This is a genomic window from Sphingopyxis sp. BSNA05 (assembly GCF_013265645.1).
GTDB lineage: Bacteria > Pseudomonadota > Alphaproteobacteria > Sphingomonadales > Sphingomonadaceae > Parasphingorhabdus.
On sequence record NZ_PYIA01000085.1, the window covers coordinates 65898 to 79614 of the forward strand.

A 13717-nucleotide genomic window follows, 5' to 3' on the forward strand; every position below is an offset into this window, starting at 1 on the left:
GCGGTGAAATCCATAATATTATTCCCTTATGCGCTCTTTTTGCCACAGATAATCGCTCAAATGAAAGGCGAACGAATCAATATCTTGCCAAACTGTATACACTATGTAGATTTGTCCGGACAAATGGGAACGCTCCGGGAGAATGATATTGTGAAAAATTTACTGCTTGCCTCAGTCGCGCTAGCCACATTGGGAACTTCTGTTCCGGCGCTCGCGCAAACTGCCAGCGAAGACGAGTCGGCCGAACAAGGCGGTCTCGGAGTTATCGTGGTGACCGCTCAGCGCCGCGAGGAAAGTGTCCAGAGCATACCGATTTCGATCAGCGCCTTCGACGAGGAAGAATTGCTCCGCCGAGGGGTATCCAATGCGCTGGAAATGGCGCAATTTGTTCCTAATCTGGTCGGCTTGAACAATACCGGTCTGGGTTCGGCAAACTCCTATTATCTGCGGGGGATCGGCAATAGCGAAACGATCCCGACCTTTGATCCGCCGATTGGCACCTATGTCGACGATATTTATATCAGCCGCCAAAATGCCAATAATCTGTCGCTGTTCGACGTCCAGCGTCTGGAAGTCTTGCGCGGCCCGCAGGGCACGCTCTTTGGCCGCAACACAACGGGTGGCGCGGTCAATGTCTTTCTCAAGGAACCCGGCAATGAATTCGCCGGATTTGTCGAGGCGGGCTATGGCAGCTATGAAAAATATATGGCGAGAGCCTCTCTCGACATTCCGCTGGCGGACAGTTTCGCGGTCAAGGTTTCCGGATATTACCAGCAGGATGAGGGCTATGCCCAGAATACGACAACCGGTGAACGGGTGAATGAAAGTGATGGCTGGGGCGTTCGTCTCGGCTTTCGTGGCGAGCTTTCCGACACGGCCCGCTGGACCGGTTCCTACATGCACATCAATACCGAGGGCGCGAATATCCTGAATTTCGATTGCGACCCGGCGGATCCCTCCAATTGCGATGGGCGCTTTGTCACCACCGGCTATACCAAGGATGGCAATTTCGGTGGCCTGTTTACCGGCAAGAAGAATGATTTCGGACTCGGCAATAAAACCGACATGGATTTCATCTCGTCCAATCTGGAAATCGGCAGCGGCGAGGATATCTCGGTCAACATCATCACCGGCTATGTCTACACCGCTCAGGATTATGCGCTGGACTTTGCCGATGGCCGGGGCCTGCCAAGCCTTTCAAATCCGGTACCGGACGTGCTGGGTTATACGTTTGGCGGTTTCACCATCGCCAATGAAGGCGAGTTTTCCCAGTTCACCCAGGAAATCAAGGTGAATGCCTCGTTGGGAGACGGGCTGCTCGATCTGGTCGGCGGGGTCTATTATTTTGAAGAGGATAATTACAGCGATTTTGGTGACCTCTTCTCGATCAGCCTGCCATTCGCTCCGCCACCGGACGGCTTCCCGCTGATTCTTGCGGACCGCACATTGCGCAATTCGACCACGGCCTATGCCGGTTATTTGCAGGGCGACCTCAATGTCACCGACCAGATCAAGCTGACCGCGGGCATTCGCTATACCGACGAAACCAAGAAGTTCAGCATCAGTGACAACCGGGCCAGCTGCAACGACGGTACCCTCGAAGCAACCTGTATCGATGACCAGAATCTGACGGCGGCCAATGGTGCGGCAATCCCCCAGAGCCAGACCACGAAAATCTGGACTCCCCGATTCGCTGCCAATTACCAGCCGAGCGACGATCTGCTCTTGTTCGTTTCGGCGACGCGCGGCTTCAAGTCGGGCGGCTGGAACGCGCGCGGCACCGCGCCAAGCGAGCTCTTGCCATTCGGACCGGAGACCGCCTGGAACTATGAGGCGGGATTCAAGACGGAGTTGCTCGACAACCGCTTGCGGCTCAATCTGACGGCTTATTATCTCGACGTTTCCGATCTGCAGACGCCGGCTGCCTTTACCAGAGCCGATGGCTCGATTGCGTTCATCACCCGCAATTTTGCCGATTACGAGAATAAAGGCATCGAACTGGAAATCAATGCGGCTCCGGTGGACGGTCTGAACCTGTTCGCGTCCTTCGGCTATCAGGACGACAAGTATAAGATTGATGCCAATGCGCCCCTGCTCGACGCCTATGGCGTTTCTTCCGTCGCCAGCCAGCAGGCAAGTTGCCTGGCGCAGCTGGCAGCCGGACTTGTGCCAAGCGGCGGCGCCACCGAAGCGTCCAATTGCGGTGTCGGTATCGTGGCGCCGGACGGCAGTCTGGCAGAGCCGGTGCGAACGCCGAAATTCAATCTGGCGATCGGCGGCAGCTACGAGGCCGAGCTCGGCGGTGGCCTGTCGCTCATCCCGTCGGTCAATGCCAGCTGGCGTGACAAGAGCGAAGTCGGCACCAGCCAGTTCAGCCTGTTCAGCGGCTCAATTACCAGTTCGACCGGAACCGTCTTCGACTCCAACCCGTTCGGCGGCGATTTCATCACCGGCTCGTTCAGCGACAGCCGCTGGATCGTTAACGCCAATATCGTGCTGCGCAGTGATACGGGCTGGGCGCTGTCGGCCGAATGTTCCAATTGCCTCGACGAAGAGGCGGTCGAGTCCGCTCTGGCCAATTACAGCTATCTGAACCCGCCGCGCACCTTCCTGATCAAGGGACGGTTCGAGTTCTGATAGCCTGGCGGATAGATCGAGAAAAAAAGGCGGACCGTTTCGGTTCGCCTTTTTTGTTCTGGTATAATAGACTGGCGCAGTTATAGTTGTCCGGACAAATTTTGAGTAGTGAGGGCATATGGTATCTAGCACAGAAGAACGCGGTGAATTTGCACTCGGCTGGAAAGTGCTGTTTGCCAGTGTGCTTGGCGTGGCTTGCGGTGCTTCACCGCTTCCTTTCAACGTCATCGGCTTTACCGTCGAACCGCTGATCGCCGAATTTGGCTGGACCCGCACGCAGATATTGATGCCGGTCACCATCTTCGGGATCATCGCCTCGCTGCTCGCCCCGTTTTCGGCTCTCTGGCGGATAAATATGGCGTACGGAAAGTGGCGCTCTATTCGTTATTTGCCTTCGGGGTCTCCTTTGCGATGGTTGCGTTGACGCCGACCGCGCAAGTGACGTCGACTCTCTATATTTATTATGCCCTGTGGGTGCTGATCGGGCTGGTGGGCATCGGTTCTACGCCGGTCAGCTGGAGTCGCGCGATCAACCTTTGGTTCTACAAGCGACGCGGTCTCGCCCTCGGCATATTGCTGATGGGCACGAGCCTTGCCGCGATTACCGTTCCCAAGCTGGCGGTCTGGGGCATCGAGAATTACGGCTGGCGCTCGATGTTCGCCATCGTGGCGATTTTGCCCTTGGCCGTGGCGCTGCCTCTTGGCTATTTCCTGTTTCGCGAACCGCGGGCCGACGAGCGACCCCAGGCGATAGCGGCGTGAGCGGCAATCTGACCGGCGTGACGCTGCGGACAGCCATGAGGGACTATCGTTTCTGGCTGATCTGGATATCCATCGCAATTGTCGCAGGTTCGTTCGGCGGAGCATTCATCAACTTGCCGACGATGCTGGCCGATCGCGGGCTGGAAGCCCAAACCGCGGCCTCGGTCATGGGTGTTCTGGGCATCGGGATCTTTACCGGCAGGATAATCACCGGGATGCTTCTCGATCGCTTCTGGGCCGGTTTTGTGGCCTTTCCCCTGCTCTGCCTCCCCGCTATTTCCTGCTATATCTTGCTCGGCCACGAGATCGCATTTCCAATGGCCGCGCTGGCCGGTTTCCTTCTCGGTTTTGCTGCAGGCGCGGAGAGTGATCTCATTGCCTATCTGACCGGCCGCTATTTCGGCATGGCCCATTATGGCAAGATCTACGGCATGCTCTATATGCCTTTCGGCTTTTTCTCGGCTCTTTCTCCGATCATATACGCCAATGTCAGGGACACGACCGGCAGCTATGATCCGGTCCTGTCGGTTGCCCTGTTTGCCTTTTTCATCGGCGGCGCGCTTCTGATGCTGCTGGGCCGCTATCCGGAGAGTTTGCCGGAAGCCGAAGCGGCTCCCGCGGGCAAACTGGCTATGGAGGCAGGCTGATGGCGACAAAGGCGAACATGTCCGCGGCGGACCATATTGCCGAAACCGGGGTAACCGTGCTGACCGAGAGCGCCATTCTCGATTTCTATGCGCATGATATCTACCAGCGCGGTGCGGATCTGCTGGCGGTTGTCAGACCGAAGAACAAGCAGGAACTGTCGGCGGCCGTCGCGGCTGCTACCGCGCAGAATATCGCGGTGATTCCGCGCGGCGGCGGGATGAGCTATACGGGTGGCTATACGTCCAGCCGACCGGACGCGGTGCTCTTCGACCTGGCTTCGATGGACCGGATATTGGAGATCAACGAAACCGACATGACCGTCACCGTGGAGGCGGGTTGCACCTGGGCGATGCTTTATGAAGCGTTGCAGGCCAAGGGACTGCGCACGCCCTTCTGGGGGACATTGTCCGGGCTGAAAGCCAGCATCGGCGGGGGCATGAGCCAGAATGGCGTGTTCTGGGGCTCGGGCCGCTATGGTACCGCGGTACAAAGCTGTCTTGCGATGGAGGTGGTGCTGGCGGACGGAACAATTCTCGATACCGGCGCAAATTTCACCCGGCCCTATGGACCCGATCTGACCGGACTGTTTCTGGCAGATACCGGCGCGCTGGGTATGAAAGCGACAATCACGCTGCGTCTGATTCCGGAGGCTCAGGCCCATGGCTATGCCAGCTTCAGTTTCGAAAGCTATGAGGACACGCTGGCCGCATTGGGCGCGATAGACCGGTCCGGCGTTTCCACCGAATGTTTCGGTTTCGACCCGGGCCTCAACGCCATCCGGATGAAACGGGACAGCCTTACCAGCGACGCAAAAGCGCTGGGCAAGATGATGAAGAAACAGGGCTCGGTCTGGGGCGCGATCAAGGAAGGCGCAAAGGTGGTGGTTGCCGGGCGCGATTTCATCGACGAAGCCAAATATTCGCTGCACGTGCTGACCGAAGCGCGCCTGCAGGCAGCGGCCGATGATGACCTGGCGCGCGCGCGAAAACTGGCACTGGCGCATGGCGGGACCGAGACCGAAAATACGATCCCCAAAATTATCCGCGCCAATCCGTTCGGCCCGCTCAATTCCATGCTCGGCCCCGAGGGCCAGCGATGGGCGCCGATCCACGGTTTGCTGCCGCACTCGAAAGCCGTCGCCTGCTATGATGCCATCAAGGCATTGTTCGCGGAGCATGGCGGGGAAATGGACCGGCTGGGCATGTTTACCGGTACGCTGGTATCGGCGGTCAGCGGTTCGGGCGCGATTATCGAACCCTGTCTCTACTGGCCTGATGCCGCCAATCCGCTTCATCGCGATACGGTAGAAGACGCGCATCTGGCAAAGCTGCCGGTGCTGGAAAGCAATCCCGAGGCATGGGCCTTTGCCCAGCGCATGAAACAGGCGCTGGTTGACCTTTTCCACGATCATGGCGCGGTGCATCTGCAGATCGGTCGAACCTATCGCTATCGCGACAGCCTCGACCCGGCGGCGGATGCCTTGCTGGTTGATCTCAAGAAATCACTGGACCCGAGGGGGTTGATGAATCCGGGTTCACTGGGTCTCTAGAGGCCGATGGAGATCGATCGCAGACAGTTGATGGCCGCCGCGATCTGCGCTTCAACGCCAACAAGTCTTTTCGCGGGTGTACGGGAAAATGAAAATGAGAACAGCATGACAGACACGGTAACATATGCGGCGGTCGCCATGCAGCTGGCGGCGCGATCGGTAGAAAAACGCCCGACACGGCAGCCGCGCGCGCGCAGATGCTGGCAATGATCGGAGAACTGGAAAGCAAGATCCGCTCGGCCACGATATTCATCCGGCAATATGCCGGAAGTCCGGTAAAACTGGCGGTGCTGCCGGAATATCTTCTGACCAGCTATCCGGGACGTATTTCCATTCCCGAATTTGCCGACAAGGCGGCGCTTGAGGTGGACGGCCCGGAATATGAAGCCCTGGGGGCGATGGCGCAGCGGCTGAACATGTTCGTCGCCGGCAACGCCTATGAGACTGACCGGAATTTCCCGGGCCTCTATTTTCAGGCCTGTTTCATCATTGCCCCGTCCGGCGACGTGGTCCTGCGCTACCGCCGGCTCAATTCGATGTTCGCGCCGACGCCGCATGATGTCTGGACGAAATATCTCGATATTTACGGACTGGATGGCGTGTTCCCGGTTGCCCGGACCGCGATCGGCAATCTGGCCGCGATCGCTTCGGAGGAAATTCTCTATCCGGAAATCGCCCGCGCTCACGCCTTGCGCGGAGCGGAAATCTTCGTCCACAGCAGTTCGGAGATCGGCTCTCCGCTCGATACGCCCAAGGATATCGGCAAGCGCGCCCGGGCGCAGGAGAATATGGCCTATGTCATTTCTGCGAACACCGCCGGGATTGAAAATACCACGCTCCCGCTCGCATCGGCTGACGGCAACAGCATGGTCGTCGATTATAAAGGCAGGGTGCTGGCCGAATCGAACAGCGGCGAGACATTTACCGCCTTTGCCGACATTGATCTGGGAGCGTTGCGCGCCGCGCGCCGAAAGCCCGCGATGACCAATTTTCTCGCCCGTCAGAGGCTCGATCTTTTCGCCGCGACCTATGGTGAAATACGGATACAAGGGGCCGACGGGCTGATGAAAGACGGGAAGGCCCGGATTCCGGACCGCGACTATTTTTGCGCACGCAGGAAGAAGTGATTGAACGCATGATCAAGGAAGACCTGATATGAGCAGTGACAACAAGCTCGACGTAGCACCGCCCTATACGGCCGTGGCGCGGCACGGCGTTTCGCCAGAGCCATCGCATGACGAAATTGCGCGATTTGACTTCCTCGCCAATTTCAACAAATTTCTGTCCGGTGCGCTCGGACCGGGCAACAAGCTTGCCTACGATGCCCGCGTCCTGCCGAAGTTCAGGAAGGACCATGGACGGGAACCGAAAGACCGGTTCGAAATCCGCCACGCGATGAATGACGATCCCTTTCACCAGTTCTGGTCGGCGTTGAAACGCAATTCGATGGAGATGCGCCAGCAAAATGGGCGGGCGATCGCGCTGCGCCAGATTGACGAACTCAACGCCAAGGCACGGCAATATAACGAAGGCCGGGATACGCTGGAACTGAATCCCGAGATTGAAATTCCCCGCTACCAGAGCGCAGTCGATATCCACTGCATGCCAGGCAGCTATCATGGTGAGGAGCATCCCGGCGATGTCTCCACCGGTGCAAATTATGACAGCGGGCTGTTCGCCACCACGGCGGGCGGTTTGGGGGCTCTGTCCGACGGCGGTGGACAGGCGCTGGTCGAATGGATCAGGAAGACCCGGCCCGGCTGGGAACCGCGCCGCGTGCTCGATATCGGCTGTACCATCGGTCACAATATCGTTCCGCTGGCACTGGCTTTTCCGAATTGCGAGATCATCGCGATTGATACGGCGGCGCCAGTCTTGCGCTACGCTCACGCTCGGGCGCAATCGCTGGGCGCTACCAATATCCGGTTCATACAGGCGAATGCCGAAGATCTCTCACGCTGGGAAGACGGCAGTTTCGACTGGGTGCAGACGACGATGTTCCTGCATGAAACCAGCGGCAAGGCTTTGCCGAAGATATTATCCGAGGGCTATCGCGTGCTCGCCGATGACGGGCTGATGTTGCATCTCGAGCAGCCGGAATATCATGACGGCATGCCCTTGTTCGAACAGTTTCTGCGCGACTGGGATGCTTTCAACAATAATGAACCTTTCTGGTCCTCGATGCACGCGCTCGACATGAAGGGCGAAATGGTGGCAGCCGGCTTTGCACGCGAGGAGCTGTTTGAAACCGGCGTACGCGCAGTCGTTGACCGGGATATTTTCCCCGAAGCGCCGACCGGCGAGGACGAGGATCATGGGCGGGCAGCCTATTGGCATGCTTATGGTGCCTGGAAAAATTCGAGCGAGATGCAGGAGGCCGCAGAATGAGCGAAGCAGCATTTGACTGGATGGCGGCGGCCAATAAAAAGGCCAAAGGCAAGCGCCCCGAATATTTCGATGCGCCCCAGGACGAGAGAATGCTCTCGATCCTTATGGCGGTGGTGGGTGAAGTTTCGGTCCTGCGTGAGCGGATGGATACCGTCGAACGGCTGCTCGACGCCAAGGGTACGATTTCCCGCGACGATATCGAAACCTATGTTCCCGACAAGGATGCCGCCTATGAGCGCGGTGTGATGATCCGTGAATATATCTACAGGGTGATGCGCGGACCGCACCAGATGGTCGAAGAGCTGAGGCAGGCCGAACCGCCTGTGGAAGACGTAAGCCGGGAACTCAAGGAAATCTGAGCAGTATGCCTGTCGGCTACGGGCGGCGGCCCTAGAAAGGCTTTACCGCACCAAGGAAGCATACGCCGGCGATCGTGATCCAGTAGATATAGGCAGCAAAGCGCGCCTGGGCGATTTCCCGCTCCAGTGCCGCTTCCTGCACGGGGTCCGGCCCCTGCGCCAAGATACGGAAGCGTTCCGTCCAGCGCCGCATCACCAGACGCAGGAACAGGCCAATGCACAGGGCAAAGGCATAGAGCGCAATCTTGGCAGGATACCAGTGGTTGCCTTCACCCGACACGATCGGACCGCTGCCCTGGAACGCCAGATAGGACAGGACGAACAGGGCGATGATCAGGGGATAGCGGAGCTTCTCCTCGATCATCGTGACGGTAATGCCGATATTGGTTTCCCGCTTGATGAAGGCGGTCCACGTCATGGCCAGCCAGATTGCGAAAAACAGCCACATCCACCAGATACCGCTGCCTTCGAGCATCGGAACAAAACCGTAAAGCTTGCCCATGTGCAATCCGAGAGGGAGCAGCAGCACAATGCCTGTGCGCGCCAATATGTCGATGCGATAGGCGGTTTCCATATGGCGCTTGCGCTCGTCGAGCGACAGATTGCGGTTGGTGACATTATAGCTTGTCTGGAACACGCCCCATTCGCCGCCGAGCCAGTAAACCATCGCCAGGATATGAATCCAGCGCAAAATGCTCAGTTCGTTTACGGTCAGAAATTCCATGGCCTGATTCCCCGTCTATCGCCAAAAGTCGCTAATAACTTGTCCGGACAAATTATTCTTGGCAATCGGATAATCGGCTGGCATGACAAAGACAAGGAGAAATTGGCATGAAGCATCGCATCATCGAAGGCCGTCTGGATTATACATCGCGCAAACCCGGAATGGAGGGGAAGAATCGGGGCTTCGAGACCTTCATGTTTACGCGGCACGGCGACGGCAAGGTGACGCTACGTGCCCATTGCGAAATTGAAGAGCCGGAGCCAACGGTGATGCGCGACGTCATCTATTCGCTGGACGAGAACAGCCAGCCAATGGATTTGCATGTCCGGCTCACAGTTGGCGATGCTTTCATGGGATCCGGCTGGATGCGCTTCGACGGAACCGATGTAGAGATGGAAAGCTTTGGACCGTCTATCGGGCGCCTGTCGCAGCGGGTGAAGGCGGAACTGCCGCTGACCGGCTTCGGCACGCATCCGATCGCGTCCGACGGCTATATGCTCTCGACACTCCAGTGGCAGGACGGGGACAAGAAATTGTTGAATTTCTATCTGCCTTCCCCCGATCATCGCGGCGCCACGCCCCCGCAAATTGCCCAGGTAAAAATCGGTGCACTCTATATCGGCAAGGAGGAGGTGACGGTTCCGGCGGGCACCTTCGCCTGCAAGCATCTGCAGTTCATCGATGATGCCAGCATCGTTCCCGGCACGGGCGGTATGGCTGGCGAACATCCCCCTTATGACGTCTGGATCACCGATGATGAGGACGGCATTTTCGTACAGGGCGGCGTCGGCGGTTATATGATGACCTGGTACGAGCTGGTCGAGCTGAAGCGCTGAAGGTCAAATGCGCGCGATGAAAGTCTTGATCATCGGAGCCGGGCTCGGCGGACTGACGGCAGCAATTGCGCTGCGGCAGCAAGGGATGGATGTCGAGGTCCACGAAGCGGCTGGCAGGCTTGAGGAAACCGGTGCAGGCCTGACCCTCGGCCTGGGTGCTCAACATGTATTCCGCGCGCTGGACCTGCAGGGCGCTGTTGCGGACAGAGCCTGCCCCGCAGGTGTCCTGCCGTTTCTCCACTACAAAAATGCCCGGCTGTTGATGGGTGATTTTGACACGGGCGACGGACGGGCGGATGACGGAACGGCCGATATAGTCCGCCACATCTACCGGGCCGATCTGCAACAGGTCCTGATTGCCGCGCTGGAACGGCTCGGCGGTCGCATTTTTACCGGTCACAAGCTGGTCGACTTTGCAGAAAGTGGCGACAAGGTGACCGCGAAATTTGCCAGCGGAGAGACGGCCACAGGCGATTTGCTGGTGGGGGCCGATGGTGTCCGATCCGCCGTTCGGGCGATACTCTGGCCCGGCGACCAGCCGCGTTTTACCGATCATGTCGCCTATCGCTTTCTGGTTCCGATGGACTCGGCACGCCCGTTTATGGCGCTGGGACGCAGCGCCATTTTTATCGGTCCGCAGCGGACTTTCAACCGCTACACCATGTGCAACGGCGAAGTCGTCAACTGCGCCGGACTTGTGGAGACGAAGGAGCCGGTGCCGGAAGGCTGGTCGATCGGTGCCACGCAAGCCGAACTGGCACAGGCATTTGAAGGATGGCATGAGGATGTGCGTGGTCTGATCGGGCACGCCTCAAATATCATCAAATGGGGTCTCTACGATCGCAAACCACTGGCCAGCTGGTCGCGCGGACGGACGGTGTTAATGGGTGATGCAGCGCACGCCATGCTCCCTTTTCTGGGCATGGGCGCGGCCATGGCGATCGAGGACGGCTATATTCTGGCCCGGGCACTGACGCTGGAATCCGATACAGACTTGGCAATTGCGCGCTACAAAGCCGCGCGGCAACCGCGCACCGAACAGGTCCACGCCGCATCCCTTGTGCAGGGCCAGGTTACGCAGGCGATAGATCCGGACCTGTTCAAACCGGCCTCCGCGCCGATGAACAATATGGAGATGATGGCGTTCAATCCGGTCACCGCCCCTTTGTAGGGCGCAGCCGATCAATCCGGTCGGATCAGGATTTTCCCGAAATGAGAGCCGCTCTCGAGATGGCGAAAGGCCGCCGGCGCGTCCGAGAAGGAAAATTGCTGGTCGACGGGATTGCTGATGCCATGTTCGGCGATCACTGCAATGGCCGCGGCTGTCATTGCGCGGCTACCCGACGCAATGCCCTTGATCGTTATATTCTTGCCGATGATTGCACCCTGACTGGCGCTCGCCGTGGCCTGGGGTGTTCCCGATAGCGCGCCCACGGTGCCTATGCGACCGTTCACTCCGGTGGCCGCGACCGTTTCTCCCAGGGCAGGAAAACCGAGCGTGTCGACCACAACGTCCGCGCCGCGACCGCCGGTCTCTTCCAGCAGGGCGGCCGCCCAATCCGGTCGTTTGCGATAGTTGATGGCATAGTCGGCCCCCATTTCTTTCGCGCGCGCCAGCTTCTCGTCGCTGGATGAGCTAATGGCAAAATCGGCGCCCAGTGCCTTGGCCAGCTGCAGGGCGAAAATCGATACACCGCCGGTTCCCTGGGCGAGGACGAGCTCGCCTGGCTTTACCGCGCCGAACACGACCATGGCGTGCCAGACGGTTCCGGCGACAACCGAAAGCGAAGCAGCGGTCTGGTCGTCGACGGCATCGGGCAGAACAACGGCGGCGCTGGCCGGAAGCGAGATTTTCTCGGCCAGCCAGCCATCGGCTGTCACACCGAGATCGGCTCCGAAAATTCCGAAATTATAGGGGCCATCGAGCCAGTTCAGAAAATGCGGCGCTGTGACCCGGTCGCCGATGGTGAAACCGGAGACGCCTTCGCCGATCGCTTCGACCACGCCGATGCCGTCGGACAGGGGAATACGATTTTTGGCAGATCGCTGCCATAGTCGCCTGCCAACACCATAAGATCGCGGTAGTTAAGCCCGCTCGCCGTGACCTTGACCAGCAATTCACCGGCTCCGGCTGCGGGTTCCTCCCGCTCGGCCATGCGCAGGCCGTCAATTCCGGTGCGTGCACCGATTTCCCAAACTTTCATCAATCAGGCTCCTTCGCGCAACGGCGCAAAAATTCGTTCTATGAATATTTTCATCTTCGCTTCCCGGTCTGCAGAATCCGGCTCGCGACCTTCCAATGTCATGAGGCGTTCCTCCTGCACCCACATCTCCTGCGCCATGTTCATGATAACGGCGACGAACCGGTCCATACCCGGATCGTCGAAAAATTTCGGTTTGCCATCGGGACCGTAGATGTCCTTTGGCGTGCCATCGGGTTTGAAAGCGGGTTCTGTCATCATCGTTTCCAGGCCCCGAAACCGAACCACATGATACCTTCGGCAAGCCGGCCGGTTGTTTCGCTGTCGACCGCATTTGCGGCTTCATCTGCGATGGCATCGGTCACTGCATCGGCCCCGTAGACGCCGATGCTGGGGACAACGAACTGGAAATAATCGTCCGGGTCGAAGCCACCCTTCTCGCAAAGCTCTTTGGGGTCTTCATCCCGGAAGCCCTTGTAAAAGGGTTCGTTATTATACCAGCTGTCCCAATCGAGATAGAAACCGTCGAAAGCGTTCATCTGCCCGTTCGGCGGCAGTTCCATGTGCAATAGCAGACCGCCGGGCTTGAGCACCCGATAGGCTTCCTTGAAAGCCGCTGTGCGTGCCTTCCTTGAAAGTTCGTGCAGGAACATCGACGAGAAAACGAGATCAAAGCTCGCGTCTTCATAGTCCAGCGCCTCGGCAGACATCTGCTTGAAATGGATTTCCTGCCCCTGCATCTTGGCGCGCGCCGAAGCATAGCGCAGTCCCCCGGCAGCCGCGTCGATGGCTTCGACATGGGCTTCGGGGTAAGTCTGTTTCCATGGCAGGGTATTGTGGCCGATGGTGCAGCCGGTATCCAGAATATGTTCCGGCCTGAAATCCGGGAATTTGCCCGATACATAAGCAGCCATCGAGAGTCCGATATCGTCGAGATTGGCACCCATCAGTCCCATGGAAAAGACGGCTAGCCCCTGATCATAGACGGCCCCGGCTTCGAGCGAATCTCCGCCGCGTGTATAGCTGCCGGGCATCAGATGCACCTCGATGCCGTCGATATTGCGCGGGATGTCGAGATCGGGGTTGAGCGTCAGCGAGCCGGAAGCCCCCTCGACCTTTGCTGCCTCGGCCTCCATCCGCGCGATATCGCGGGCCACCACGGAACCCGCAGCGTTCCAGACCATTTTCTGCGCCTGCACCCGCATGGCAGAATAGATATTGAAGGCAGCATCGCCGCGCAGCGCCTTGTGGGCCTCGTTGCTGGTTTCGGGTGGACGGCCGGTCTCGCGGGCAAAGGCGGGTGCCGCCCGTTTGTCATAGGCCGTTCTCAGATCCCCCGCGAGGTCATTGAGTATGAAAGAACGGATACCGGAGACGAACCGTCCCCGCGCCGCCTCGTCGGGTTTCAGTTCCGGTTTCATCGGATGCTGCAGTTCTACGCCCATTTTGCCATGCTCCTATGCTAGTCGTTGCTCGTCACATAAAGTCCGTCGATCGGGTGTGCCGTCGCGGAACCATTGCCAGGTTCGCGCTCTTGATTGTCCGTTTCCGGCCATCTCGATCATTTCGGTATAGCGTTCACCCGGCGCATCGTTCCGGTCAAGTCGCAACAA

14 protein-coding genes and 1 pseudogene are annotated in these 13717 nt (G+C 58.6%); 9 read left to right on the forward strand and 6 right to left on the reverse strand.

All coding sequences use genetic code 11. From position 1 onward, the window contains the following. Positions 1 to 150: 150 nt before the first annotated feature. The 4 genes and pseudogenes from C8024_RS09730 (at position 151) to C8024_RS09740 (ending at position 5596) form a co-directional block, all read left to right on the forward strand. Positions 151 to 2637, forward strand: coding sequence for a TonB-dependent receptor (locus tag C8024_RS09730; RefSeq protein WP_173204511.1), 2487 nt, complete (start codon positions 151 to 153; stop codon positions 2635 to 2637). Positions 2638 to 2755: 118 nt separating this feature from the next. Beyond that, positions 2756 to 3061 (forward strand): hypothetical protein, encoded by a 306-nt coding sequence (locus tag C8024_RS21505; RefSeq protein ID WP_254305785.1) that lies wholly within the window; start codon positions 2756 to 2758, stop codon positions 3059 to 3061. Beyond that, positions 3007 to 4046: pseudogene (locus C8024_RS21510) on the forward strand (MFS transporter). Before C8024_RS21505 ends, C8024_RS21510 begins: the two are co-directional and overlap by 55 nt. Continuing rightward, positions 4046 to 5596: an FAD-binding oxidoreductase gene (locus C8024_RS09740; protein WP_173204513.1), complete on the forward strand. Its 1551-nt coding sequence runs from the start codon at positions 4046 to 4048 to the stop codon at positions 5594 to 5596. The pseudogene C8024_RS21510 and the gene C8024_RS09740 overlap by 1 nt, the downstream one beginning before the upstream one ends. Here C8024_RS09740 and C8024_RS21515 read toward each other — a convergent pair. Beyond that, positions 5593 to 5736, reverse strand: coding sequence for a hypothetical protein (locus C8024_RS21515; protein WP_254305770.1), 144 nt, complete (start codon positions 5734 to 5736; stop codon positions 5593 to 5595). The two genes, C8024_RS09740 and C8024_RS21515, sit on opposite strands and share 4 nt — an antisense overlap. 57 nt (positions 5737 to 5793) lie before the next feature. On the opposite strand from C8024_RS21515, the gene C8024_RS09745 reads away from it, so the two are divergent. The 3 genes from C8024_RS09745 to C8024_RS09755 are packed head-to-tail and all read left to right on the forward strand — an operon-like array spanning position 5794 to position 8343. Next, positions 5794 to 6723: a nitrilase-related carbon-nitrogen hydrolase gene (locus C8024_RS09745; RefSeq protein ID WP_254305771.1), complete on the forward strand. Its 930-nt coding sequence runs from the start codon at positions 5794 to 5796 to the stop codon at positions 6721 to 6723. 28 nt (positions 6724 to 6751) lie between these two features. After that, the gene (locus C8024_RS09750; RefSeq protein WP_173204515.1) at positions 6752 to 7984 is read left to right on the forward strand and encodes a class I SAM-dependent methyltransferase; all 1233 of its coding nucleotides are present in this window, start codon (positions 6752 to 6754) and stop codon (positions 7982 to 7984) included. After that, positions 7981 to 8343, forward strand: coding sequence for a hypothetical protein (locus tag C8024_RS09755; RefSeq protein ID WP_173204517.1), 363 nt, complete (start codon positions 7981 to 7983; stop codon positions 8341 to 8343). Before C8024_RS09750 ends, C8024_RS09755 begins: the two co-directional genes overlap by 4 nt. Before the next feature lie 31 nt (positions 8344 to 8374). On the opposite strand, the gene C8024_RS09760 is transcribed toward C8024_RS09755, so the two are convergent. Beyond that, a complete protein-coding gene (locus C8024_RS09760) occupies positions 8375 to 9067 on the reverse strand; it encodes a hypothetical protein (RefSeq protein ID WP_100092904.1) in 693 nt (230 codons plus the stop codon). Positions 9068 to 9174: 107 nt separating this feature from the next. Between C8024_RS09760 and C8024_RS09765 the strand changes: the two genes are divergently transcribed. Together C8024_RS09765 and C8024_RS09770 are read left to right on the forward strand one after the other, a co-directional pair. Then, the gene (locus C8024_RS09765) at positions 9175 to 9903 is read left to right on the forward strand and encodes a hypothetical protein (RefSeq protein ID WP_100092903.1); all 729 of its coding nucleotides are present in this window, start codon (positions 9175 to 9177) and stop codon (positions 9901 to 9903) included. Positions 9904 to 9919: 16 nt separating this feature from the next. Next, a complete protein-coding gene (locus C8024_RS09770) occupies positions 9920 to 11074 on the forward strand; it encodes an NAD(P)/FAD-dependent oxidoreductase (RefSeq protein WP_173204519.1) in 1155 nt (384 codons plus the stop codon). Between the two features lie 11 nt (positions 11075 to 11085). Here the strand turns inward: C8024_RS09770 and C8024_RS09775 are convergent, their stop codons facing one another. From C8024_RS09775 to C8024_RS09790, 4 genes are read right to left on the reverse strand one after another with little or no spacing between them, the layout of a single operon-like run. Next, a complete protein-coding gene (locus C8024_RS09775; protein WP_173204522.1) occupies positions 11086 to 11907 on the reverse strand; it encodes an NAD(P)-dependent alcohol dehydrogenase in 822 nt (273 codons plus the stop codon). Next, positions 11835 to 12107, reverse strand: a complete 273-nt coding sequence (locus C8024_RS09780) for a hypothetical protein (protein WP_173204525.1) — start codon at positions 12105 to 12107, stop codon at positions 11835 to 11837. The genes C8024_RS09775 and C8024_RS09780 overlap by 73 nt, the downstream gene beginning before the upstream one ends. 3 nt (positions 12108 to 12110) lie before the next feature. After that, positions 12111 to 12365 carry a hypothetical protein gene (locus C8024_RS09785; RefSeq protein ID WP_173204529.1) on the reverse strand — a complete coding sequence of 85 codons (255 nt, stop codon included), beginning with the start codon at positions 12363 to 12365 and terminating at the stop codon, positions 12111 to 12113. Further along, positions 12362 to 13549, reverse strand: coding sequence for a class I SAM-dependent methyltransferase (locus C8024_RS09790; protein WP_173204532.1), 1188 nt, complete (start codon positions 13547 to 13549; stop codon positions 12362 to 12364). Before C8024_RS09790 ends, C8024_RS09785 begins: the two co-directional genes overlap by 4 nt. Between the last annotated feature and the right edge of the window lie 168 nt (positions 13550 to 13717).

Excerpts from the sequence above, each read along its gene's own strand:
- C8024_RS09750 (WP_173204515.1), top strand. The coding sequence starts at position 6,752 with ATGAGCAGTGACAACAAGCTCGACGTAGCACCGCCCTATACGGCCGTG.
- C8024_RS09790 (WP_173204532.1), bottom strand. The coding sequence starts at position 13,549 with ATGGGCGTAGAACTGCAGCATCCGATGAAACCGGAACTGAAACCCGAC.
- C8024_RS09755 (WP_173204517.1), top strand. The coding sequence starts at position 7,981 with ATGAGCGAAGCAGCATTTGACTGGATGGCGGCGGCCAATAAAAAGGCC.
- C8024_RS09765 (WP_100092903.1), top strand. The coding sequence starts at position 9,175 with ATGAAGCATCGCATCATCGAAGGCCGTCTGGATTATACATCGCGCAAA.
- C8024_RS09770 (WP_173204519.1), top strand. The coding sequence starts at position 9,920 with ATGAAAGTCTTGATCATCGGAGCCGGGCTCGGCGGACTGACGGCAGCA.
- C8024_RS09760 (WP_100092904.1), bottom strand. The coding sequence starts at position 9,067 with ATGGAATTTCTGACCGTAAACGAACTGAGCATTTTGCGCTGGATTCAT.
- C8024_RS09745 (WP_254305771.1), top strand. The coding sequence starts at position 5,794 with ATGCTGGCAATGATCGGAGAACTGGAAAGCAAGATCCGCTCGGCCACG.
- C8024_RS09780 (WP_173204525.1), bottom strand. The coding sequence starts at position 12,107 with ATGAAAGTTTGGGAAATCGGTGCACGCACCGGAATTGACGGCCTGCGC.
- C8024_RS09740 (WP_173204513.1), top strand. The coding sequence starts at position 4,046 with ATGGCGACAAAGGCGAACATGTCCGCGGCGGACCATATTGCCGAAACC.
- C8024_RS21505 (WP_254305785.1), top strand. The coding sequence starts at position 2,756 with ATGGTATCTAGCACAGAAGAACGCGGTGAATTTGCACTCGGCTGGAAA.
- C8024_RS21515 (WP_254305770.1), bottom strand. The coding sequence starts at position 5,736 with ATGGCGACCGCCGCATATGTTACCGTGTCTGTCATGCTGTTCTCATTT.
- C8024_RS09785 (WP_173204529.1), bottom strand. The coding sequence starts at position 12,365 with ATGATGACAGAACCCGCTTTCAAACCCGATGGCACGCCAAAGGACATC.